The following is a 22,916-nucleotide window of genomic DNA, read 5'->3' on the forward strand; positions in this document are numbered from 1 at the left end:
AATATACTAATTAGTCAACGATTTCGGTTACTTTACCAGCACCTACCGTACGTCCACCTTCGCGGATAGCGAAACGAAGACCTTTTTCCATAGCGATTTGGTTGATAAGAACGACATCAATCGTCAAGTTATCACCAGGCATCACCATTTCAACACCAGCAGGTAAAGTAATGATACCTGTTACGTCAGTGGTACGGAAATAGAACTGTGGACGGTAGTTGTTAAAGAATGGAGTGTGACGACCACCTTCTTCTTTTGACAGGATATAAACCTCAGCTTTAAATTTAGCGTGTGGTTTTACTGAACCTGGCTTACAAATAACCATACCACGACGGATATCAGATTTTTCGATACCACGGAGGAGCAAACCAACGTTGTCACCAGCTTCACCACGGTCAAGGATTTTGCGGAACATCTCAACCCCTGTTACAGTAGATTTGAGGTTTTCTGCACCCATACCAAGGATTTCAACGGGATCACCTGTGTTGATTACACCACGCTCGATACGACCAGTGGCAACAGTACCACGACCAGTAATCGTAAATACGTCTTCAACTGGCATCAAGAATGGCTTGTCCATGTCACGAGCAGGAGTTGGAATCCAGCTATCTACGGCATCCATCAAATCTTCGATGGTTTTAACCCATTTTGGATCGCCGTTCAAACCACCAAGAGCTGAACCTTGAATTACAGGGATATTATCACCGTCGAATTCATAGAAAGACAACAATTCGCGAATTTCCATTTCAACAAGCTCCAATAACTCAGGATCGTCTACCATGTCCACTTTGTTCATGAAAACAACCAATTGAGGTACACCTACCTGACGAGCAAGAAGGATGTGCTCACGAGTTTGTGGCATTGGACCGTCAGTAGCAGCTACCACAATGATAGCACCATCCATCTGAGCAGCACCCGTTACCATGTTTTTTACGTAGTCAGCGTGACCTGGACAGTCAACGTGAGCATAGTGACGATTTTCTGTCTGGTATTCTACGTGAGCCGTGTTGATTGTAATACCGCGTTCTTTTTCTTCCGGCGCATTATCAATTGATGAGAAATCACGCTTTTCTGCCAAGCCTTTTTCTGCGAGTACTTTAGTGATAGCAGCAGTCAAAGTAGTTTTACCGTGGTCAACGTGACCGATAGTACCTACGTTTACGTGGGGTTTGCTACGGTCGAATTGTGCTTTTGCCATTGTTGTATTAACTAAAAGTTGATTTTGAATTTATTATGGATTTACAGAGAAAACTTGCATTCCAGAGTTTTAAGAAGGCAAAAAGACGAGCTATGGAGGACTGAATCTCACGCTCGCATGATTAAACAATGATTGCCTTCACCTCGAGCCGTTACGGGGATTTGAACCCCGGACCTCTTCCTTACCAAGGAAGTGCTCTACCACTGAGCTATAACGGCTTTCAATAAAAAAGTTAACCGTTATTCGTTAAAAGTTATTAGTTAAGTATTAGTCTCTAAATAACGATTAACAAGTAACAATTAACTTGAAAAATGAGCGGGAGACGGGGCTCGAACCCGCCACCTGAAGCTTGGAAGGCTACCGCTCTACCAAATGAGCTACTCCCGCGTTTTTTAGCTTGTCAGTTTTCAGACGAGCGTTGACAGTGAGAAAACGAATGCCGAAAACCTATTTACTAAAAGTGGGGGCGGATGGATTCGAACCACCGAAGGTATGAACCAGCAGATTTACAGTCTGCCCCATTTGGCCACTCTGGTACACCCCCTTGTTACTCTCAAAAAACACCCAAAAGCTGTTTGATTTTCTTTTGGAGTCGCAAATGTATAAGGTTTTGCTTTTAATTCAAACCTTTAGTGAAAAAAATATTTTACTAAAGCATTTTCGAAACAAAAAAAAAAGTGGTTAAAAGCCCGAAGAGAATTATCGAAAAACTTTTAACCACCTATCTATGAACATTATAGGCGAATACCGAAACTAATCATCCGTACCGCAGGTCCTTTATTTGTTTGGTATAATTCTCCTAAATCATACTGCATAAATAAATCTGGAAAATGACGAATTCCTAATTCAGCCCCGATTCCATAACGAAAATCATTTAAATGAAAATTGGAATGTGTGCGTTCTGAGCGTCCCTTACGTTCTTCCTGAACTTTTGTATAACTGTCCAATCGATACCCTCCGTACATCCCTACACTTAGGTAGGAGATAGGGCCATGATGAATGGCTAATGTAGGCATCAGCGACAGATTCAAATAAGCCGATGTTAGCTTAGACTTGTGCACCTCACCAGAGGTATTTGCCACGGGAAATGAAATAGCACGCGTATCTTTCTGAACGGTATTGTTTCCGTCAAACATCATGTTGTACCATGAAACGTCAATACCTAAATCCAGCCCCAAGGAGGCATCTTTCCCCCTGCTTATAGCCGCTCCCCGAACCCATGTAAGACTTACAAAGCGCGACCCCCACGGCAATAAATCATAATCTGATTCCTGATAGCTAAGCGGCGTATTTTTGGCGTACGTGTTGAGGCCAACAAGTACATCAAATCCATTTCGTGGACTTTTATAACGCCGTGTTACACTGCGCGTAACGGTTCCGTCGTCTTTATTGTTTTCAGAACGTTTTACATCTTCATCCTTAGAATCTGACGATTTTTGGCTGGGCTCATTAATCGTAATTTTAACTTCTCCGTCTTTACGGCTGATAACTAAAACCGTGTCTTTTAAATATTTACGACCGTTTTGCTCGTTGATGTAGATGTAAGTTTCTTTGCTGCTAGAATCTAGCGCGGCCCCCATATCCCGAACAATTTTATTGAGGTCATATTGACGAAGACTCTGAATCCCTTCTTTATCCTTGGCCTGAATAATCAGGCGGGTATTGTTACCAAATTGTACAATCAAAGAATCTCCTTTTTGAGTGTATTTTTCGGCTTGCGCAACAAAAGCGATAAACGCTAAAACAAAGGTTACAATTGACTTTTTCATGGCTGTATTGATGTTAAATTTGCTACTTAGTGGTTTCATGGTTGATTTAATTACGTTCCTTACCAGTGGCTTTAGCCAACATTTTATTCGGATTGAATCCTACTTCATCCCAGTCTACGCGTTCGCCGTTTTTAGCATTTTTCAATTGCTTCCATACTTTAGCCATACGAGTGGATTTACGGGGTTTGTTGAGAATATCGTCTTCCAGTTCATCCGAGATAGATTTAGTATCGTCCGATTTTATTCTGGGTTCAGCAATGGTTTCTTTCGTATTGGCAGCGACTAACGTTTCTTTTAATTCGGGCAACTGCAACACCACGGTCTTTGCTCCAGATGTAATTTCTGGGTAAGTCGACGTCTGAGCAATTGTTCGAGGACTTTCGACTATAGGCTCTGGCGCGTTTTCGGGTTTAGCCTGATTCTCTGCTTTTTGTACATCTGGCAAAGTCGCCACCATTGGTTGAGGACTAACAGGCGCTGATTTCAATTCAGGTGCAGTGTTGGTGGTATTTTTCCGAGCCGTTTGTTTGATAGACTCAGACTTATTTAGCGTGGCAGCCACTTGGTCTTGTTCAGCAAATGGTGCATCTACCTCCATTTTTATTTCGTCTTTGGGGGCAACTTGTTTTTCTATTGCTTTCGCTTTGGTGCTGTGGGTGTGTTGAGCCAAGTGGGTTTCATTTGACGAATTTGCGCGCCAAGTCAACCACCCTGCTACCAAGAGTAAACACACACCTGCTGCTGCCAACCAAGGCCCTTGCTGCCACCAACCACCGATTCGGCGTTTTTTGTTCTGCTGCATACGTAACTGCAGTTTTTCCCACGCTTCGTCGCGAGGTTTGATTTCAGCTTCTTTGAGCTTTTGGGCAAAGAGTTTGTCAATAGGGTGCTTTTTCATCGTTATTTCCCTTTTAAACTTTTCACCGCTTCAGCGGTTTGATTTAAATCTTCTATTTCTTTTACCATGTCTTGCAACAAAGCACGTGCCCGATGCAATTGTGACTTTGAGGTGCTTTCAGTAATTCCTAATTGCTCGGCAATCTCTGCATGTGAGTATCCCTCAATGGCATACAGGTTAAACACTGTACGATAACCTGTCGGTAACTTGGCGATAACCGCCATTAAATCATCCACTTCGAGGGTGGCATCCGCCCATTCATAATTGGGAAGATGTTGTGCTTCTGGCGCATCAAGGTCTACTTCAATATGACGCTTAGTGCGCAAATACATCAACGCTTCATTGGTCATTAATCGACGCATCCAGCCCTCAAAACTACCTTCTCCTTTGAATTGGTCGATACGGTCAAAAATCTTCATAAACCCCTCAATCAACACGTCTTCCGCTTCCATTTTATCGTTTATATACCGCACACACACCGCCAGCAACCGCGCCGAGTACTTTTCGTACAGGTGGCGTTGTGCCTTGGCATCTCCCTTCTGTAAGGATTTTACCAATTGGGCTTCGCTCGTGAACAGTTGTAAAATTTTGACCATAATCAGGCTGTTTCAAAAGGTAGATGCAAATGCTTGGCACAAAGGTTGCATGAGTTTAAAAAAATTTATTCAAGTTCCAACCGTTATACATTCAACAACGTCATAGCGTTAGTTTCCAATTAAAACTTAACGGCTATGACAACTATTCCTAGAACAGCTTTAACCATGAGAACTTCATCATTTTTTCAGTGTGTACTGGTCATCGCCGCGACCCTGATGTTGCTTTGGGTGGCCTTGGGGTGCAGCTCCACCAGCCCTTCGCCCGTAGGCGAAGAGGTGAAAATTTCAGAAAACTTTGCCAGTCGTACCGACGACTTTGCCTTTGATTTTTTTAAAAGGCTTAATGAGCAAGAGCCCTCCGACAAAAACGTATTTGTATCACCTTTGAGCCTGCACATGGCGCTGGGTATGTTGCTTAATGGTGCCAACGGACAAACTGCCGACGAGATTCAAAAGACCCTCAAATTGAACGGAATCTCGTTGGCAGACGCCAACGCAACTTATTTAAAACTCATAGAAGGCCTACCCAAAGCAGACCCTAAAGTTACGCTTGGTTTAGCCAATTCGGTATGGAATCGAAATACGTTTCAGCCCGAAACCGACTTTGTTAACATTTTAAAAAATTCTTTTAAGGCAGAAGCGTCACAATTTAGTGGCTCTGATGCGACGCCCCTAAATACGTGGGCAAGCGATAAAACCAACGGCAAAATCAAAAAAGTACTTGATAACATAGAGCCGCAAATGGTGTTGTTTTTGATGAATGCCCTGTATTTCAAGGGTGACTGGACGACAAGTTTTGACGAGCAAAAAACCACCGATTACCCATTTCAACTGGCTGAAAGCAAGACGAAAAATGTCAAAATGATGCAAATGAAAAACAAAATTTCGTTTGCCAATCGTGATGGGTATTTTGCGTATGAACTTCCCTACGGCAATGGCCGCTATGCCATGACTGTTTTGGTACCAATCGGTACACAAGGAGTCAATGATTTAGTAACTAAACTGACTGCTACCGAATGGAATCAATTGCAGCAAGGACTGAAAGAAGTGGATAATCTTTCGATTGGCTTACCTCGATTTACCCTCGAATACGAAGTGTATTTGAACAAAGTGCTCGAAAAAATGGGCATGCCATCGGCCTTCCTCCCCAATGTCGCCGATTTAAGCAAAATCAGCAAAACGCAGAAGCTGAACGTTGGTTTTGTTAAGCAAAATACCTACGTGGCCGTGGATGAAAAAGGAACCGAAGCTGCTGCCGTGACCACCATCGGAGTAGAACTGACTTCGCTTCCTCAAACATATTATGCCGACCGTCCGTTTGTTTTTATCATCAGCGAGAAAACATCTGATACCGTTTTATTTATGGGGAAAATAGTCAATCCTTCTTAAATCAAAACGCTTGTTGTATACCAAAAAGGAGCCTAGGCTCCTTTTTGGTATACAACAAGAAAAAATCTAGTTGCTTGGAACAAACAAAACAGCATCTGCCACCACGACACCGTTCGCATTTTGATTGGTAATCTCCACAAAATTTTTATTTCCTTTGGCAAAGGTGTATGTGCCTAGTTTAATCCAGTCATTTACCTGTGTTTGCGACTCAACCACCACTTCTTTAATTTCAGTAGCGGTCTTTATTCTGAACGTAGTTCGGCTTGCTTTAGCCTCGTCGGCAGCTTCTCCCGGATTTCCCCCACCACCCGTTGGGCTTGGATTGTAGACATACACCGCATACACTCCCGTTTTAGGAACATCCGGCGCAAAGCGTACGCTGTTTTTGTCATTACCTTTCGAATTGTTTACCAACTGAGTCGCGGCATATTTTCCACCCGTTTTAACAGTTTTCCAATTCCCGACTACAGTTATTTTCGTTGGAGTAACGTCATTGTCCAATAAAATTTCTGCTTGGCTTCCATCCATTAAAGGATTGGAAAGCAAAGCATTCTGAAGGGTTGTTACGTTTATTTCCTGCACTGGCTTTTGGGTATCAATGGCCATTGCTGCCGCCACGGCCGAGGCTTGGGCCAATGCCATAAAAACGGGCTCCATACGAATAGAACCGTACGCAATATGAGTGGCAGAAAGACAAACGGGAACAAAAAGATTCTCACAATCAGCCTTTTTAGGAATCAATGAACGATAACTGATAGGATAGGGGGGGAAGCCTCCTACTTGCACATCTCCTTCATTGCGAACTTCCATTTTGCCAGTTTTAGGGTTCTTGAACAAAATACGCTGGCAATTGTGCGAATCCATGGTGTAAGCCGCTAATCCAATACCATCTTTGACCACCTCGCGCCCCTCGCAATTGTGTTGAGTCATCACGTATTCACCCACCAAACGGCGAGCTTCGCGGACGTAAAGTTGTGGACTAAAATGGTCATTGTCAAGGTATTCATCTTTGGGATAACCCCATTCCAACATTTGTTTACGGAGATGCTCAGGCATCCGGGGGTCATGCCCTACAAAATAGAGGAACCCTTTTGTGTAGTCTTCGTGGTCTTTGATGATTTTCTTACGGGTTTCATAATTGGCTTCCGCATAATCATGATTCATGCCAATCATATCGGTCGAAAACCCTCCTTTGTTATTGATATCGGTTTTTGAATTGGGCATATCCGCAATGTGCATCACGCCCCAATTGATGTGCGGTGGTTTTTCAATGGCCACTTGCCTCAACAAGAGTTCATACTTAGTTGAATCATAGCGCTCAGGACGCGTGATTGGAATCCGATTGGCTGGGTCTTTGGTCAGACACAGTCGAAAATTATAGGTTTGTAAAAGCTTATCGCCCGAACCATTTGGGGCCAATGCCGCCGTTGATATTCCCCACAACAAACCACTCGAAGGGTCTCCTGGAATTTTGTAAGGGTCCACGCCCTCGGGAAATTGGTGTTTATCCAATAGTTGCACGCCATTCCACGTCTCGTTGTATTGGCTATTCGCCTCACGCCCCACGATGTAACTTACGCCCGCTTTGGCCATCAAATCCCCTTCATACGTACAGTCAATAAACATTTTTGCCTTTACCGTTCGCAGCCCCTGGCCTAGCTGATTAGATGACTCAACGGTGATTTCCTGAATTTTACCTTCTTTTTTGGTGGCAGACACCAAACGATACTCAAACCATACTGGAAAATCACCTTTTTTTACATATTCTTTGAACAGGTTTTCTGCCACATGCGGCTCAAAAGTCCATTGTTCAAACTTCCCGTAGTGTTGACCTATCTGACGGTAAAAATCCCTTGCAATGCCCGTAATTGCATATTTATTTCCGATGTCAGTCTGCCCTAAACCACCCGAACTTAATCCTCCTAAATGCTTTCCTGGCTCAATAAGCAACACTGTTTTGCCCGCTTTTTTAGCAGTATAGGCAGCAATGACTCCTGCCGAAGAACCCCCATACACACAAATATCATAGGTTTGGGCAACTGCTGACGCGAGAATCGAAACGATTAAAATGAATAGAAGAGCTATGCGTTTTTTCATAGATATTGGATTTATAAGAAAAAGATACAGACCTTTGAAACTTACTTTGATGCATTAAGTGGCCAAATCATTCGGCAAAACGGCACTATTTTCTTTGAATCTTACGTTAGAAACATAAACAACTTTGAACACCATAAATATAGTATATGAAAAAGTTTTCGACTTCTTTGTTTATTCTCCTTTTCGCGGCGATTTGTTCGGTATATGCTCAGGGCGTGGAGTGGGGATTAAAAGCAGGCTTACAAATGACCCAATTTATGGGGAGTGACTTTGAAGGGGTGTTAGCTACGTCAAGTTCACGGATACCCGAGAAAATTTCCTCAAAAGGAGGCTCAACCTTTGGTTATACCTTGGGAGGATATGTGCGTTCGACTGAAAATGTATTTTTACAAGGAGAATTACTAGTTTCCATCAAAGGAGCTCAATTGGAACGGCTGAGTACATCTACCAAAACGAGTGTGCAGTACGGGCAGTTGGATATTCCGTTTTCGATTGGCTATAAACACAATCAATTTGAAATCAGCGGAGGACCTTTGTTATCCCTTCAGTTATTTGAAAATGGTACATTGAAAGAGTTTTTATCCCAATATTCCAATACACCGCTTTCCTTTTCACCGTACAAATCGTACGCATTTGGTTATCATGCAGGCATCGGAGCACACTTCAACAAACTTGGAGTCAATCTTCGTTATTTGGCAAGCATTCAGCCCGTTAGCGATATGTATATTTCATACACAACGGCGGGCAGTGATCCGCAATTGCGTGAAAGTCTCTTTCAACAAAATTTCGGGTCATTACAATTAGCGATTTCTTATCGGTTAAGTAAATAATCGGACAATAAAAAAAAGCCATCCTGACACATTATATCAGAATGGCTCTCTACAGGGGCGGGAGGGGGTAACCTTCGCCCTTTTTTTTTGCCTAGGGAATACCTTAAGCCCTACGTTTGTTAATTCTTAGCGCCGCCTTGTTGGCCTGTTTTCGGGGGCTGGCTTTGCTGAGCTTCGCGCATTGGATTAGGCCCTCGCTGGAATCCCTGTGATTTAAACAATTGGAATTTGGTCGGTTGAGCTGGCTGACGCGGAAAACTGTTACTTTCTTCGTCAATATCAGCAATCTCACGATACGGGTCCAATGTCCATTGAACTACCTTCTTTTTGCTAGTAATAACTTTAGAAACATTTTGGTCGTTCAATCTCCAGATTTCAGCTGGGAATCTTGCTACAGAATCAGTTCCGTCCTCAAATTGCATCTTCACGATTACAGGCATTGGCAGACCTCCTTTGTTTTTTACTTTCAATGTGTAGAAATTCACCCCTGATTCGACCAACTTACGCTCATCTGGCGTTAAACTTGCCAAATACGTTTCGTATTTTTTCTTGTCGGCTTCCGTCACTTTGTAAGGGTCATAGGTGTTATAGAAATCCTTCATGTCAGGATTTTTATCAACTACCGACTCTTTAATGTAGTCTTTGTCGCGCTGGCGGGCCACGGTGTTGCGTTTGGCTTCGGCTTGTTTTTTTGCTTCTGCTTTGTTGATTTCGGGATTTTGGGTATCCAACGCAAACCATTCCACTTCGACTAAGTCTTGGTCAACCGCCTCTGTGCCATAAAACCAACCTTTCCAGAACCAATCCAAATCCACGCCAGAGGCATCTTCCATAGTGCGGAAGAAATCAGCTGGAGTGGGATTTTTAAACGCCCAACGACGTGCATACTCTTTAAAGGCATAATCAAACAACTCGCGTCCCATTACCGTTTCGCGCAAAATGTTGAGCGCCGTAGCAGGCTTTGCATAAGCATTGGGGCCATAAAGCATGATGTTGTCAGAGCTGGTCATGATAGGCACCAGATTTTTGGCATCCTGTTTCATGTAATCTACAATGAACTGAGGTTCTCCTCTTCGGGTTGGAAAATCTTTATCCCATTCTTTTTCGGCAAGGTACTGTACAAAGGTGTTCAAGCCCTCGTCCATCCACCCCCACTGACGCTCATCTGAATTGATAATCATAGGGAAGAAATTATGCCCCACTTCGTGAATAATCACCCCAATCATCCCGTATTTAGTACCTTCCGAATAGGTTCCGTCTGGTTCTGGGCGCCCACCATTGAACGAAATCATCGGGTATTCCATTCCACCACCGCTGGCATGGCACGAATAAGCCACTGGATAAGGATAATCTACCGAGTACTTTGAATAAGAGCGTATTGTATGCGCTACCACCATTGTAGAGTACTGTCCCCAAAGCGGATTTCCTTCTTTTGAATAAAGCGACATACACATCACTTTTTTGCCCGCTTGGTCTATTTGCATGGCATCCCAGATAAACTTACGGCTCGTTGCAAAGGCAAAGTCCCGCACGTTTTCAGCCTTATAAATCCACGTTTTCTTACCTGTTGGTTTGCCTTTTTCGGCTTTTTCAGCTTCTTCTTGGCTCACAATCAATACTGGGCGCGTAGCCGTTTTGGCTTTTTCCATGCGCTTAAGTTGCTCTGACGAAAGCACCTGATTAGCATTTTGTAATTCACCCGTTGCGCCTACAATATGATCATTGGGCACCGTTAAGGCTACTTTATAATTACCAAAAGTCAACGTAAACTCTCCTTGACCTAAGAATTGTTTGTGCTGCCAACCGTTCACGTCGTCATAAACGCACATTCTCGGAAACCAGTGAGCAATAAAATAATTGGTGTTACCATCTTTCGGGAAAAACTCATAACCAGCGCGTCCGTAGTACTCATTGATAAAGTAGTTCCAGTCCACCGAAAAAGCATACGATTGGCCCGTTTTGATACCTACTGGCAGCTCTATTCGCATCATAGTACCGTTGATGGTGTGTTTGAGCGGTTGGCCCGTTTTGGGGTCTTTTACCGAAGTAATTTTGAAGCTAAAATCACCAGCAACACTACCTCTAACCGAACTAGGAGCATTTAAACCTGTCACGGCATTGGATGACATTTGGTTTTGTATGCTGTTATTTTGTGAGGTAGCATTGATTGAGTTCTTTTCAAATAAATTTTGGTCCAATTGCAACCAAACATACTTTAACTCATCTGGCGAGTTATTAAAATAAGTAATGGTTTCAGTTCCTGTGATTTTGCGTTTTTCATCGTCCAATTCGGCTTTGATGTCGTAGTCGGCGCGTTGCTGCCAAAAATCCTTTCCTGGCGCACCCGACGCAGTACGTGTTGTGTTTGGGGTCGGGAGCGATGCCCCCAATTGTTCAAAACGTGAATTGGCATTGTAGTTGCCCGCTGGAGGTTGAGCAAGCAAACCACCAGCGGTAAGCATCAGCCAGTAAAAAATAAACTGTTTTCTCATCGGAAGTTGGTATTAGTTTGTTGGTTGTAAAAATAAAAGAAAATAGCAAAAATCGACCTTGTAGGTAGACACTTACCCTTTTTTCAGCGACATTATTCCACGGATAGACCTATAAAAGTTCGAAAAACCTCATTTTCCAAAATCAACGAAAGGGCCATTCCTGCCACAATTCCCGAAATCAAATGATTCCAAGTGAGGCGCTTGACCCTTATCACCTCCACAAAAAGAGAGGCAATGGCTAAAGCAATGGCCACTATCACAAGTTGACCCAGCTCCAAACCAACATTAAACGCAAACAGCGGCATCACAATGCTATCTTGGTCGCCCAGCAAACTGCGCAGGTAATTGGAAAAACCCATGCCGTGAATTAAGCCAAAACACGCCGCCAATACATACCTCAGTTTGGGGGATTTTGGCTCACCCGTGCTCTTTTCTGAAAAATTAGAGACGGCCGTAATGAAAATCGTAATCGGAATCAATAATTCAATGAAGGCCGAACTGTAGGTAATCATTTTAAGCGTAGCCAGCGCTAGGGTTACCGAATGGCCCAGTGTAAAAGCGGTAACCAAAACCAATACTTTTTTCCATTCTTTGAAAGCATAAATGGCGCAAAGTGCGATAACAAACAATATATGGTCGTAGCCGTTGGGGTCGGTGATGTGGGAAAATCCGAGTTGAAGATAGGCTTGAAATTCAGACATAAGCTTTAGATAGATGTGGGTAAAAGGGTACTTAAAAGTAAAAATATCGGCCAATTAATCAGCCAGTACGTATATCGCATCCAAGTTTCGCCCCTGCTCGTCATAATCAAGGCCGTACCCAACCACAAAACGATTTTCTATTTCGAAGCCTACGTACTTTACAGTTAACGGAGTTTTGAGAGCAGCTGGCTTAAAGAGCATGGAAGCAACCTGAATAGAGTCTGGTTTTTGAACCGAAAGCTGAAAAAGCAGTTTGTTCATCGTCAGGCCTGTATCCACAATGTCTTCCACAATAATCACGTGTCGGCCTTCAATCGACTCTTTCAAGCCCAAAATTTCCTTCAATTGTCCCGTGGATTCCGTTTTTGAATACGAAGAAACCCGAACAAATGTAATTTCGCAGGGGATAGGAACGTTTTTTATAAGCTCTGCTGCAAAGAGGAATGCCCCATTGAGCACGACCACAAAAAGAGGATTTTTGTCTCGGTAATCTTCGCTAATTTTGCGGCCCACTTCGGCAATACGTTCTTCCAGCGTTTGTTTGTCAATGAATGGCACAAACTGTTTGTCTCTGACGACCTGCATGTTTGAGAAATATTAAAAAATTATTAAAAAAAACTTAAATTTATAAACTGTCCGAAAGAAATGTACGTTAATACGGTACGGCAAAGATAATAGACCATGAAAAAGAACAGTTTAAAATATTGGATATTCGGCTTTACATGCATCTTCATGGTAGTTGTGAAGCCCGCAAAAGCACAATTGTACGCATCTGCCGATTTTGACAGCAAATATGAGATGCTCCTCTCCAATCCTGGCGTACAAATCGAAGCCACAGAAGCCATCAATAAATTGTACAACTTCAAATTTGCCGAGGCCGATGCCGAATTCCGCTGGTTACGTTATCGCTATCCAAACCATCCGATGCCCTATTTTTTGATGGGACTGGCCGAATGGTGGAAAATCGTTCCAAATACCGACGATACTCGCTACGACGACCGTTGCATTGCCCTCATGGATACGTGCATTACGTTGGCCGAAAAGCTCTACGATATTCGGGAAAATAAAATTGAGCCTTCTTTCTTTTTGGCGGCGGCCTATGCTTTTAAAGGGCGTATTCACTCCGAGCGCAAACACTGGTCACGGGCTACTTTTGCGGGAAAAAATGCCCTTAAATACTTAGAACGTTGCAAGGGCCAAAGCGAAATCAGCCCAGAGTTGCTGTTTGGAGACGGATTATTCAACTATTTTGCCGAATGGATTCCCGACAATTATCCGCTACTAAAGCCTGTTTTATGGCTTTTTCCGAAAGGGAATAAACAAATGGGTATCCAACAACTGGAAAAAGTCGGTAACAACGCGTTTTATACAAGGACCGAAGCTCGCTATTTTCTGTTGCAGATTTATGGGTATGAAAATCAGTACGCCAAATCGTATGATTTGGCAAAATATTCTTGGGAAACCTACCCCGACAATCCGTATTTTGAGCGCTATTATTTACGCTCAGCTTTTGTACGCGGAAACTCCGACGAAGCCGAGAAAATAGCCAACAGTATTTTGGCAAAAATTGACGCGGGAAAAACGGGTTATGAGGCCGTCAGCGGCCGAAATGCCGCGTATGTATTGGCCTATTATGCCAACAACTACCACCGCGACCTTCCTAAAGCCAAACTGTACTATCAGAAAACGCTTGATTATTCCACGCAGGCAAAAGCCTTTACCTCAGGCTATTACTTAGCGTCTTTGGTAGGATTGGGACGAATTGCCGAGAAAGAAAAGAATTACGATGCCGCTCGTGAATACTACAAAACAGCAGTAGACAGAGGCGAGAAAAAATCCACCCAAGTGAAAGAGGCCAAAGATGCCCTGTCGAACCTCAATAAACTACGACGCGAGGAGCGTCGAAAACAACGGAATTAATTGTTATCAACAAAACAGGCTTTAACCCAGATAATCTTAGGGCTAAAGCCTGCTTGTTGATAAATCATTGGAAATGCAATAAAGAATTACTGCAACATCAGATAAGCTTTGATAAACTCATCCAAGTCGCCATCCATTACGCCCTGTACGTCAGAGGTTTCAACCCCAGTGCGTACGTCTTTGACCAATTTATAGGGATGCATCACGTAGTTACGAATCTGTGATCCCCATTCAATTTTTTTCTTGGAGGCTTCCACTTCGGCCCGCGCGGCATTGCGCTTTTCTACTTCAATTTGGTACAATTTTGATTTCAGCAAACGCAGGGCTAAATCACGGTTTAGGTGCTGGCTACGCTCTTGTTGGCATTCAATAACGAGTCCAGAAGGCTTGTGACGAACGCGAACGGCCGTTTCCACTTTGTTTACGTTTTGCCCACCCGCACCGCCAGAACGATACGTATCCCATTCAATATCAGCGGGATTGACTTCAATATCAATCGTATCATCAATCAAAGGATACGCATACACTGATGCAAAGGAGGTGTGTCGGCGCGCATTAGAATCAAACGGAGAGATTCGTACCAAACGATGCACCCCGTTTTCGGATTGTAAATATCCGTACGCCTGCGGACCTTCAATCTGAATAGACGCCGACTTTATACCAGCACCATCACCATCCTGATAATCAATCTGCGTGACTTTGTAATTGTGCTTTTCGGCCCAGCGAACGTACATTCGATAAAGCATTTCGGCCCAATCTTGACTTTCTGTACCTCCCGCCCCCGAGTTGATTTCGAGTACGGCATTAAGCTGGTCTTCTTCGTTGGAAAGCATCTTTTTCAGTTCAACTTCTTCCAACACTTTCAGCATAGCTTGATATTCAGCCTCTACTTCGGCCTCTGTGGCTTCGCCCAATTCCAGAAATTCCTGCAAAGTTTCTAAATCACCGAGGCGTCCATCAACGGATTCGTAGCTTTCAGTCCAACTTTTCAAACCACGTACTTCTTTCATGGTTTGTTCGGCCTTGGTGTTATCATTCCAAAACTCGGGTTGGCTTTGAATCTGTTGTAATTCGGTCAATCGTTCTTTCTTGGTATCGTAGTCAAAGATACCCCCTCAAAGCCGAAACGCGGGCTTTCAAGTCTTTCAACTGTTCTGTTGTCATAGTGTCAATGATAAATTTAAAGCTGTACAAACGAGTGAAATCAAGCGGTTCTCTCTTTTTTGAACGGCAAAGGTACAAATAAAAAGCGGTCGGTCGGTTTTAGCCGACTGACCGCTTCATTTAATGCGCATATTACTTCTTTACAATTACGCCATCGGCCACAAACGTAAGTTCGTGTTTAGGTTCCGTAATTTTTGCAATATCTTCTTTGCTTTTACCAGCATCTTCGGCGTAGTGCTGCAATTCTGCTACGGGTGTAGTTTTCATTTTAGCTTCTCCTTCAAACACGACGGTTTTGCCCGCAATGTCTTTCGGAACAAAGAAGCCGTAATCCTTAAAACTCACACGCATGGTTTGACCATCGGCGGTTTTTACTTTCATCCAGCATCCTTTTGCTTGACAAACCGATTCAACGGTACCTACCACTTTGGCCGACATTTTTTCTTTGGCCGCCATCTTCTTTGGCAATTCTGCCGATGCTAAAGCACCCTTATCGTTTATTTTTTTTCCAAAATAGCTCTCCTGAGCATAAGCACCCGCCACAAAAAGGGTAAAAAGTGCCGTAATGAGTATATTTTTCATGGTTTTAGTATTTTTTACAAATTTAATAAAAAACGTTTTCAATCAATATTTCTTCTCAAAAGGCAAAAATCAAATCTACCATTCTTCAGCTGGTATGGTGTAGGTTTTGAGAAAAGCCCGAACAACCTCGTCATGTTGCAAATCTTTGAGGTCTTTTTTAAGATTTTTTACGGTCTTTTTAAACTCATTCACCTGCTGATTGAAAGCAAATTCTAAGCCAAAAGGGTTTGAAATCAAATAGGCCGACCGCCCCCCTAATGCAAGCGCCTGAAACTGCAATTGCTCGTATTCTTCTTCCAGTTCTTTGGTCTGCTCACGCAAGATTTTGTTATAGTATTTGAGGTGGGTTTCAGCCAGCGTTTCAATGTGTGATTGATCAATGCGCTCAAGCTCCAATTGTAACCGCAATAAAGCCAATACATCATTTTTTTCGTAGGCTTCGGTCACCCGTTGCATGATTTCTGTCTTGCGGTCTTTTTCAGTATCGTCTGTTTCGCGGTCGGGATGAAACGCCTTTACCAAATCAAGGTATATCGTCCTCACGGCTTTGGTACCCGTGCGGGATTCCAATTCCTTTTTTGCTTCCCGATCGAGTTGTTTTTGTGTTTTTGGACGTTGGGTACGTTGTTCTCTCGATTGGTATTGTTCTCCAAAGGCTGCTTGGTGTTGCGCCGTTTCCTGATTCTCTGACTTTTTTTCGTAATGTTTCCCAAACTCTTCTCCAAAATCAGCGCCAAATGCGGAAAACATATTATTGATACGCTCGGCCTCTTCAACGACTGCATCATAGCTACCTTCTGGGCTATATTTGTCATAAATCAGCTTAAACTCCTCCATTCCAGCCGCATCAATCAATTCAAAAGCAATGTCTTGAATGAGGTAGGCTAACTTTTTCTTTTCATTCTTTTTGAAAAACGACGAGTCATGAGCGCGGTCTAAACGGTACACAAGTTGAGCGCGTTGCTCGAAATATTGTTTGCGTAAAGGTTCCAACTCCGTCAGGGCGCGTTGTTGGATTTTGGTCATGGTTTCGCGGTACTCAACAATACTTTTTTCGAGCGTCTCAATTTTTTGTACCAAGCGATTAAACTCTTTCTGCGACTTCGTCTGTTCGGCTTTGGCCTTCGTTATTTGGATAATTTTAGCAGGCATCGGCTTATGCTTCGGCTTTCTTTTTGCGGAAAATCAACGCAATCAACAAGATGGCAATGATAACCAGCAACAACGTAAACCGAAATTCATCAAAAATGAAACTTGAAGGTGTAAGCTGTGAAATATCCGCCAGTTTTTGTTGATAAATCTCTTTTCCCCACACTTTCATGGCCTCAGCCTGATTAGTAACCAACGAAGTGCGCAGCGTTTGTTTGTATCTATCAAGGGCACTGGGTGAGAAGTAAAAAAACATAGAAGTTAGATACCCGCAGAGTAATGCCCCCGTCAGCCAAACCACGTACCCAATCGAGATTCCTTCCCAGGCGTGCATGTATCCTTTCCCGATATTTTTGCGGTAATACCAACAGGCCGCCGCGATAATAATGGCGAAAAAACCCACGTCCAACGCCCGGCCTGTTCCCGAAAATTTCTCTAGGTTTTGGACCACCAAAAAGAATAGAAAACACACAAATCCCGCCAATACGCCAAAAGCAAGCGGGATTTTTAAAATAGGTTTATTAAAAAAGTTAATCACATTTCCCATGACTTATCCACAGAGTTATCCACATTTCTCCACTTTATTTTGATTTATTACGTATAAAGCCCTCCCTTTCAGGGTCTGCCCAAAAAAAGGAGAGTTTTTTGACTTAGAGCGCGTGTTGGAGAAAACCCATTCTAAGTCGGGATTAAAGAGCGTTAAGTTGGCCAAATTACCCTCCGAAATTGTATGCGCTGGCAGCCGTAAAATAGTGCGTGGATGGTGCGTAAACTTATCCACAATTTGTTCAATACTTAGCGTTTTGTTGTACGTGTTTAGTACTCCAAAAGCCGTTTCCAACCCGATAATTCCAAATTCAGCCAAGTCAAATTCTAGGTTTTTTGCTTCTTCGTCCTGAGGATTATGGTCCGAAACGACGGCATCAATAGTGCCATCGACCAAACCTTCCCACAGGGCATCAATGTCTTTTTGCTGCCTAAACGGTGGGTTGACTTTATAATTCGTATCAAAATCTGTCAACAGCGAATCTTCAAACGCAATTTGGTGCGCCGCAATATCGCAGGAAACGGGCAACCCCTGCGCTTTGGCCTGACGAATCAACGCCACAGCATTGGCGGTGGAGATGGTCGAGAAATGGAGTAGGGGAGTTGGGCTTTTTATGCCCACGTATTCCAACAATTTCAAATCTCGCATAATCATCAATTCTTCGGCAATCGACGGGATACCGCGCATTCCCAACAACGTGCTGACTTCCCCTTCGTGCATTTGTCCAAACACCGTCAGGTCAAAATCTTCGGGGCGATTCATCAGAACCCGGTTGACTTGCTGCAAATACTGAAGCGATTTGAGGAAAATGTGGGTATTTTGAATGGCATGAACACCGTCCGAAAAAGCCACGGCACCAGCGTGCGTTAAGTCAATCATTTCCGTAAAATCCTTGCCTTCGCATCCTTTGGTGACCGCACCAATCGGGTGTACCGCCACGAGTTGGTCAGCGGCTTTTTGCTTTACATAAACCAGCGTATTTTTTGAATCCAACGCTGGTTGGCTGTTGGGCAACACCGCTATTTCGGTAAAACCGCCCGCGACGGCGGCTTCACAGGCGGTGGTCAAATCCTCTTTGTGCTCATGGCCTGGGTCGTGAGAAGATACCCGCATATCTACCCAACCAGAAGAAATATGCCAATTGTCGCCCGTCAGAATTTCAGCATCTGGGGCGTCAAGTTGGTCGCCAATTTGGGCAATTTTTCCATTTTCGACCAAAATATCTTTCGTTTGCCCATTATAAGGCGAGCGACTATCAATAATCTTAACAGAACGAATCAGTAGCATATATTTAAAAACTTTCACTTATTCACATTGCGGGTGAAAGGCTAAAAAAAAAGCCCCTTTCGGAGCTTCTATTTATTCGCCAATCAATTCTTTGTATTCTTCTACCGAAAGTAAACTATCTGTTGAACCCGTAATTTTGATACGAACCATCCAACCTTTGCCATAAGGGTCTTCGTTGACCAACTCGGGCGCGGCTTCTAATTCATCATTAAATTCAAGGACTTCACCTGATACGGGAATAAAAAGGTCAGAAACGGTTTTAACCGCTTCTACGCTGCCAAAAATCTCACCTTCTTCAACGGTCTGGCCCACCGTAGTGATGTCTACATAAACAATGTCACCCAGTTCTTGTTGGGCAAAATCCGTTACTCCAACTACTGCGGTATCATCGTCTTCAAAACGAATCCATTCGTGATCTTTGGTGTATTTAAGCTCTTCGGGGAAAGTCATGGTTTGTTGAGGCTTTTGTTTGGGCGTGCAAGATAATACGAAAACATAAATTATGCGAAATCCTTGGGTCACTTTACGTGTTTTTCTACCCAGCATCCCTCTAAATCAATCTCTATTTAGCTTATCAAAGGAGAATAGCCTTCAACACAACTTTAATAGTATGAGTAAATAAAACCAATATGAAACTCCTGCGTATTCTGCTTGTTCTTCACTTTCCCGTTTTTCTTTTTGCCCAAACACCTTTGCGGCGTTCAGAAAGTTTTTTTGGGCTGCATTTTGATTTTCATGCGGTGTTGGAAGATACACTTATCGGTAAAACCCTTACCGACAGAATGATAGACTCACTGCTACAAAAGGTAAAACCCGATTTTATTCAGGTAGATTGTAAAGGACATTCGGGCGTAACGAGTTATCCTACAAAAGTGGGCCATACCCCCAAACGCTTCGAAAAAGACATCCTTCGCTTATTTCGAGACGTGACAAAGCGCCACGGCGTCGCGCTTTATTTGCATTATTCGGGCGTGTGGGACAATGAAACCGTGAAGCATCACCCCCATTGGGCAAGAATCAATGCCGAAGGCAAACGCGATGATAAAAAAACATCGCTGTGGAGCGCGTATTCCGACAGCTTGCTCATTCCACAGCTCAAAGAAATGAGCGACTACGGCGTGGATGGCGTTTGGATAGATGGCGATTGCTGGGCCACCGAGCCCGATTACTGCACTGCCGCTGTGGATGAATTTCAAAAAACTACGGGTATTCAAGAAATTCCAAAAAAGAAATCAGACCCAAACTATGCACAGTGGCTGGAATTTCACCGAATGGCATTTCGTCGATACGTACGCAAATACACGGATGCCTTACATCAATACAATCCTCGTTTTCAGGTAGCCAGCAATTGGTCGTTTTCGGCCATGATGCCCGAACCCGTGGATATCAATGTCGATTTCCTCTCGGGCGACACTGAGCCGCTAAACGGAGCCAATCAGTCGGCTTTTCAGGCACGGTGTTTGGCGCCGCAAGGAAAACCTTGGGATTTGATGTCGTGGAGTTTTGGATACGGCTGGGACGACCAAGTTTTCTCGGCCAAAAGTGCCATCCAACTTTCTCAAGAGGCCGCGCAGGTGATTTCGATGGGCGGTGGTTATCAAGCCTATTGGACCCAACACCGAGACGGAAGCCTTAAAACCTACGCCTACGGAACAATGGCCGATTTGGCTAAATTTTGCCGCGAGCGTCAGCCCTTTTGCCAAAATACCAAACCCGTTCCTCAGGTAGGGCTGCTGTATTCAAATACGGGGTATAAAAGCGAAGTCACAACCGTTTACAATACGGGCGACGGTAAGCAAAACCCCATGATTGGCACGCTCAATGCTTTATTATACAGTCAGTTACCGACAGAAATACTACAAGAACACCATCTTCTCGGACATACGAAAGAATATCCAGTGATTGTCGTTCCAGAATGGAAAAAGATAAACGAACAGCTACAAAACGAACTAGTAGAATACGCACGACAAGGTGGCAACCTAGTTATAATCGGTAGCGAAACCGTTAAAATTTTTGAAAAAGAATTGGGCGTTACATTAAGTCCAACCACACATTCTATTCCTTTTTGGGGCTTTGATAACCTAATCACTGGCACCAAGACAACCTATCGACCGTTTCAATTATTAGCTGGTACACAGCCCTTTGGCCAATGGTACAATCAAGAAGATACTCGTTTTGCCCAAGGGCCCTTGGCTACCGTTGCTTCGCTAGGAAAAGGAAAGATTGCAGGCGTTTATTTCAATTTTGGCGAACAGCATTATAAGCGCGAAACCTACGTAGGCCGAGATTTCTTGGGAAAACTGGTAAAAGAACTTTTTCACCCCAACGTGGAGGTCAATGGCTCAAAGTTGGTAAACGTGGCTTTGAATCAAAAAAATGGCACAACTTACGTAAACCTTATCAACATGGCGGGCAACCACGCCAACAAATCCATTCACGCAAACGACGAAATTCCGCCGCTTTATCACCTTCAAGTGTCGATAAAAACACCGCGTCGCCCTCGTCAGGTGATGTTACAACCCGAAAATAAACCTCTGCCATTTGCGTATAAAAATGGTAGCGCAGTCTTTATAATAAGTAAATTAGCTATTCATTCGATTGCTGAAATCAAACTATGATTCTGTTACAAGCCTCTGATTGGGCCGCGTTTATTGGTCGTTTTCACCCTGTATTGGTTCACTTACCCATCGGTTTTTTGATTTTGGCGGGGTTGCTCGAAATCGGCCGATTGACCAACAAAATTGAAGTCAAAGAATCAACTATCACCTTTGTACTTTTTTGGTCAGCTATTGGCGCTACGGTTTCCTGCTTAGCTGGATATCTGTTGTCATTGGGAGGAGGTTATGAAGTCGAATTGTTGGATGAACACAAATGGCAGGGAATATGGGTGGCAGTAGCGGCTTGGGTAGCTTGGATGGCAAAATCGGAGTTATTTGTCAATAAAATTCCTTTTAGTAGCTTGCTTTATTTACCAGCGTTGACCGTTGGGGCCATATTAACCATGGTTGCGGGGCATCATGGCGGCTCTTTGACCCACGGAGAAGGATATTTGACCCAAGAAACACCAGAACCTTTTCGCGGGTGGCTGGGCATGGAGCCCAAAGCCGAAAAAGGCTCCGATGAAATCAAACCCATCGCTGACGTCAACAATGCGATGGTTTTCCAGGAAGTCGTAAATCCTATCCTGAAAGCTCGTTGTGTTCAATGCCACAATGCCAATAAATCAAAAGGGGATTTGCGCATGGACCAGATCGAACTGCTGAAAAAAGGCGGCGAAAATGGCCCCATTTTCGTTGCGGGTAAAGGCAGCGAAAGCGAATTAATCAAGCGTTGTCTGTTGCCCCTCGAAGATGAAAACCACATGCCTCCAAAAGGCAAAACGCAACTGTCGGACAACCAGATTGCGATACTTTCGTGGTGGATTGACCAAGGTGCGCCTTTTGACAAGAAAGTGGCTGAGCTAAAAACTACCGATGCCATCAAACCCGCCTTAGCCGCGCTGAGCGGTTCGTCGCCGTCTGTTGGAAGTTCTCAGTTGACCACAACGTCCAAAGAATCTCCCGTGTTAAGCTTAAAAGTGCCCACACCTGATGCAAAAGCCGTTGAAGCACTAAAAAAGGCAGGTCTATTGGTGATGCCGATTGCTAACGAAAGCAACTTATTAGAAATAAATGCGGTAAATATCAGCACTTTAACCGATACTCAAGTCGCCCTTCTGGAGCCACTTAAAGAACAAATCATTTGGTTAAAATTGGGGGATACAAAAATTTCTGACCAAGCTGCAACCACAATTGCTAAGTTAAAAAACCTTCAAAAATTACATTTGGAAAATACGGCGGTTACAGATGCTACCATTCGTCAAATCAAAGCTTTACCGTATTTGGAATACCTCAATTTGGTCAATACTCTGGTAACCGATGCAGGTATACAAGAGCTTGTTTCCGCAAAAAGCTTGATGAGTCTTCACGTTTGGCAATCAAAAGTAACAGAGGGCGGTGTAGCTGCCTTGAAGCAAGCAAAACCTAATCTGGAAGTGACGATTGGCATCAACGAACAACAAATCGCGGAGTTTATTAAAGCTGGTGAAACAGCCCCCAAACCAGAGGAAGGAAAGAAAAAATAATCTGCATTTTAAAATAACAACCATCGTAACTAGGTATCCGAGGTCTGTTGCTTGTGCGTAGCGCTTGGTAAGGTAAACGAATGAGGACATTAATACCCAATGGGGTATCTTTTCCAATATTTGCCTTTTAGGTACATTTTAGCGCATTGTGTATTCATCCAAGAACCAAAATTA

The 22,916-nt window shown here is 43.6% G+C and carries 19 protein-coding genes and 3 tRNA genes; 5 read left to right on the forward strand and 17 right to left on the reverse strand.

Annotation, left to right across the window (positions count from 1 at the left end; translation table 11 throughout):
- Positions 1-10: 10 nt before the first annotated feature.
- The 7 genes from tuf to NCI00_RS17600 form a co-directional block, all read right to left on the reverse strand.
- Complete coding sequence (gene tuf, locus NCI00_RS17570; RefSeq protein WP_166558283.1) at positions 11-1,198, reverse strand: elongation factor Tu; 1,188 nt, start codon at positions 1,196-1,198, stop codon at positions 11-13.
- A gap of 146 nt (positions 1,199-1,344) precedes the next feature.
- Positions 1,345-1,416, reverse strand: a tRNA-Thr gene (locus NCI00_RS17575).
- Positions 1,417-1,512: 96 nt separating this feature from the next.
- Positions 1,513-1,585: transfer RNA gene (locus NCI00_RS17580), tRNA-Gly, on the reverse strand.
- Positions 1,586-1,659: 74 nt separating this feature from the next.
- A tRNA-Tyr gene (locus NCI00_RS17585) sits at positions 1,660-1,742 on the reverse strand.
- Positions 1,743-1,932: 190 nt separating this feature from the next.
- Positions 1,933-2,967, reverse strand: a complete 1,035-nt coding sequence (locus tag NCI00_RS17590) for an outer membrane beta-barrel protein (RefSeq protein ID WP_253529659.1) — start codon at positions 2,965-2,967, stop codon at positions 1,933-1,935.
- 46 nt (positions 2,968-3,013) lie between these two features.
- Positions 3,014-3,865: a hypothetical protein gene (locus NCI00_RS17595; protein ID WP_253529661.1), complete on the reverse strand. Its 852-nt coding sequence runs from the start codon at positions 3,863-3,865 to the stop codon at positions 3,014-3,016.
- A gap of 2 nt (positions 3,866-3,867) precedes the next feature.
- Positions 3,868-4,461, reverse strand: a complete 594-nt coding sequence (locus tag NCI00_RS17600) for an RNA polymerase sigma factor (RefSeq protein WP_253529663.1) — start codon at positions 4,459-4,461, stop codon at positions 3,868-3,870.
- Positions 4,462-4,626: 165 nt separating this feature from the next.
- Here NCI00_RS17600 and NCI00_RS17605 point away from each other — a divergent pair, with 165 nt between their 5' ends.
- Positions 4,627-5,850, forward strand: a complete 1,224-nt coding sequence (locus NCI00_RS17605) for a serpin family protein (protein ID WP_253529664.1) — start codon at positions 4,627-4,629, stop codon at positions 5,848-5,850.
- Between the two features lie 66 nt (positions 5,851-5,916).
- Here NCI00_RS17605 and NCI00_RS17610 read toward each other — a convergent pair whose 3' ends face one another.
- Positions 5,917-7,947 carry an FAD-dependent oxidoreductase gene (locus NCI00_RS17610; RefSeq protein ID WP_253529665.1) on the reverse strand — a complete coding sequence of 677 codons (2,031 nt, stop codon included), beginning with the start codon at positions 7,945-7,947 and terminating at the stop codon, positions 5,917-5,919.
- Positions 7,948-8,093: 146 nt separating this feature from the next.
- On the opposite strand from NCI00_RS17610, the gene NCI00_RS17615 reads away from it, so the two are divergent.
- Positions 8,094-8,777 carry a hypothetical protein gene (locus tag NCI00_RS17615; RefSeq protein WP_253529666.1) on the forward strand — a complete coding sequence of 228 codons (684 nt, stop codon included), beginning with the start codon at positions 8,094-8,096 and terminating at the stop codon, positions 8,775-8,777.
- A gap of 119 nt (positions 8,778-8,896) precedes the next feature.
- On the opposite strand, the gene NCI00_RS17620 is transcribed toward NCI00_RS17615, so the two are convergent.
- The 3 genes from NCI00_RS17620 to hpt form a co-directional block, all read right to left on the reverse strand.
- On the reverse strand, positions 8,897-11,269 hold the full coding sequence (locus NCI00_RS17620) for a M1 family metallopeptidase (protein ID WP_253529667.1): 2,373 nt from the start codon (positions 11,267-11,269) through the stop codon (positions 8,897-8,899).
- A gap of 92 nt (positions 11,270-11,361) precedes the next feature.
- Positions 11,362-11,970, reverse strand: a complete 609-nt coding sequence (locus tag NCI00_RS17625; RefSeq protein WP_253529669.1) for a HupE/UreJ family protein — start codon at positions 11,968-11,970, stop codon at positions 11,362-11,364.
- A 54-nt stretch (positions 11,971-12,024) separates the two neighbouring features.
- A complete protein-coding gene (gene hpt / locus NCI00_RS17630) occupies positions 12,025-12,555 on the reverse strand; it encodes a hypoxanthine phosphoribosyltransferase (RefSeq protein WP_253529671.1) in 531 nt (176 codons plus the stop codon).
- Positions 12,556-12,651: 96 nt separating this feature from the next.
- Here hpt and NCI00_RS17635 point away from each other — a divergent pair, with 96 nt between their 5' ends.
- Positions 12,652-13,890, forward strand: coding sequence for a tetratricopeptide repeat protein (locus NCI00_RS17635; RefSeq protein ID WP_253529673.1), 1,239 nt, complete (start codon positions 12,652-12,654; stop codon positions 13,888-13,890).
- 86 nt (positions 13,891-13,976) lie between these two features.
- Here NCI00_RS17635 and prfB read toward each other — a convergent pair.
- The 6 genes from prfB to gcvH form a co-directional block, all read right to left on the reverse strand.
- Positions 13,977-15,054, reverse strand: a protein-coding gene (gene prfB, locus NCI00_RS17640; RefSeq protein ID WP_166558272.1) for a peptide chain release factor 2 whose coding sequence is annotated in 2 segments (ribosomal slippage) — positions 13,977-14,993 and positions 14,995-15,054 — 1,077 coding nt in all. Because the reading frame shifts where the segments join, the coding sequence is not laid out codon by codon here.
- A 132-nt stretch (positions 15,055-15,186) separates the two neighbouring features.
- The gene (locus tag NCI00_RS17645; RefSeq protein ID WP_253529676.1) at positions 15,187-15,636 is read right to left on the reverse strand and encodes a DUF4920 domain-containing protein; all 450 of its coding nucleotides are present in this window, start codon (positions 15,634-15,636) and stop codon (positions 15,187-15,189) included.
- A 75-nt stretch (positions 15,637-15,711) separates the two neighbouring features.
- Positions 15,712-16,788 (reverse strand): hypothetical protein, encoded by a 1,077-nt coding sequence (locus tag NCI00_RS17650; RefSeq protein WP_253529679.1) that lies wholly within the window; start codon positions 16,786-16,788, stop codon positions 15,712-15,714.
- Between the two features lie 4 nt (positions 16,789-16,792).
- A complete protein-coding gene (locus NCI00_RS17655; RefSeq protein ID WP_253529682.1) occupies positions 16,793-17,332 on the reverse strand; it encodes a DUF4199 domain-containing protein in 540 nt (179 codons plus the stop codon).
- A gap of 15 nt (positions 17,333-17,347) precedes the next feature.
- A complete protein-coding gene (locus NCI00_RS17660) occupies positions 17,348-18,619 on the reverse strand; it encodes a dihydroorotase (protein ID WP_253529684.1) in 1,272 nt (423 codons plus the stop codon).
- Positions 18,620-18,691: 72 nt separating this feature from the next.
- Complete coding sequence (gcvH, locus tag NCI00_RS17665) at positions 18,692-19,069, reverse strand: glycine cleavage system protein GcvH (RefSeq protein WP_114070346.1); 378 nt, start codon at positions 19,067-19,069, stop codon at positions 18,692-18,694.
- Between the two features lie 179 nt (positions 19,070-19,248).
- Here gcvH and NCI00_RS17670 point away from each other — a divergent pair, with 179 nt between their 5' ends.
- Positions 19,249-21,237 (forward strand): alpha-amylase family protein, encoded by a 1,989-nt coding sequence (locus tag NCI00_RS17670; RefSeq protein WP_253529686.1) that lies wholly within the window; start codon positions 19,249-19,251, stop codon positions 21,235-21,237.
- A complete protein-coding gene (locus NCI00_RS17675) occupies positions 21,234-22,742 on the forward strand; it encodes a c-type cytochrome domain-containing protein (RefSeq protein ID WP_253529688.1) in 1,509 nt (502 codons plus the stop codon). Before NCI00_RS17670 ends, NCI00_RS17675 begins: the two co-directional genes overlap by 4 nt.
- Positions 22,743-22,916 lie beyond the last annotated feature (174 nt).

Source organism: Runella salmonicolor (assembly GCF_024158025.1).
Taxonomy (GTDB): Bacteria; Bacteroidota; Bacteroidia; order Cytophagales; family Spirosomataceae; genus Runella; species Runella salmonicolor.

Bases quoted from the DNA above. Each gene is read 5' to 3' on its own strand.
- NCI00_RS17625 (WP_253529669.1), bottom strand. From the start codon at position 11,970: ATGTCTGAATTTCAAGCCTATCTTCAACTCGGATTTTCCCACATCACC.
- NCI00_RS17645 (WP_253529676.1), bottom strand. From the start codon at position 15,636: ATGAAAAATATACTCATTACGGCACTTTTTACCCTTTTTGTGGCGGGT.
- NCI00_RS17670 (WP_253529686.1), top strand. From the start codon at position 19,249: ATGAAACTCCTGCGTATTCTGCTTGTTCTTCACTTTCCCGTTTTTCTT.
- NCI00_RS17650 (WP_253529679.1), bottom strand. From the start codon at position 16,788: ATGCCTGCTAAAATTATCCAAATAACGAAGGCCAAAGCCGAACAGACG.
- NCI00_RS17595 (WP_253529661.1), bottom strand. From the start codon at position 3,865: ATGAAAAAGCACCCTATTGACAAACTCTTTGCCCAAAAGCTCAAAGAA.
- NCI00_RS17620 (WP_253529667.1), bottom strand. From the start codon at position 11,269: ATGAGAAAACAGTTTATTTTTTACTGGCTGATGCTTACCGCTGGTGGT.
- tuf (WP_166558283.1), bottom strand. From the start codon at position 1,198: ATGGCAAAAGCACAATTCGACCGTAGCAAACCCCACGTAAACGTAGGT.
- NCI00_RS17615 (WP_253529666.1), top strand. From the start codon at position 8,094: ATGAAAAAGTTTTCGACTTCTTTGTTTATTCTCCTTTTCGCGGCGATT.
- hpt (WP_253529671.1), bottom strand. From the start codon at position 12,555: ATGCAGGTCGTCAGAGACAAACAGTTTGTGCCATTCATTGACAAACAA.
- gcvH (WP_114070346.1), bottom strand. From the start codon at position 19,069: ATGACTTTCCCCGAAGAGCTTAAATACACCAAAGATCACGAATGGATT.
- NCI00_RS17660 (WP_253529684.1), bottom strand. From the start codon at position 18,619: ATGCTACTGATTCGTTCTGTTAAGATTATTGATAGTCGCTCGCCTTAT.
- NCI00_RS17600 (WP_253529663.1), bottom strand. From the start codon at position 4,461: ATGGTCAAAATTTTACAACTGTTCACGAGCGAAGCCCAATTGGTAAAA.
- NCI00_RS17675 (WP_253529688.1), top strand. From the start codon at position 21,234: ATGATTCTGTTACAAGCCTCTGATTGGGCCGCGTTTATTGGTCGTTTT.
- NCI00_RS17610 (WP_253529665.1), bottom strand. From the start codon at position 7,947: ATGAAAAAACGCATAGCTCTTCTATTCATTTTAATCGTTTCGATTCTC.
- NCI00_RS17605 (WP_253529664.1), top strand. From the start codon at position 4,627: ATGAGAACTTCATCATTTTTTCAGTGTGTACTGGTCATCGCCGCGACC.
- NCI00_RS17590 (WP_253529659.1), bottom strand. From the start codon at position 2,967: ATGAAAAAGTCAATTGTAACCTTTGTTTTAGCGTTTATCGCTTTTGTT.
- NCI00_RS17635 (WP_253529673.1), top strand. From the start codon at position 12,652: ATGAAAAAGAACAGTTTAAAATATTGGATATTCGGCTTTACATGCATC.
- NCI00_RS17655 (WP_253529682.1), bottom strand. From the start codon at position 17,332: ATGGGAAATGTGATTAACTTTTTTAATAAACCTATTTTAAAAATCCCG.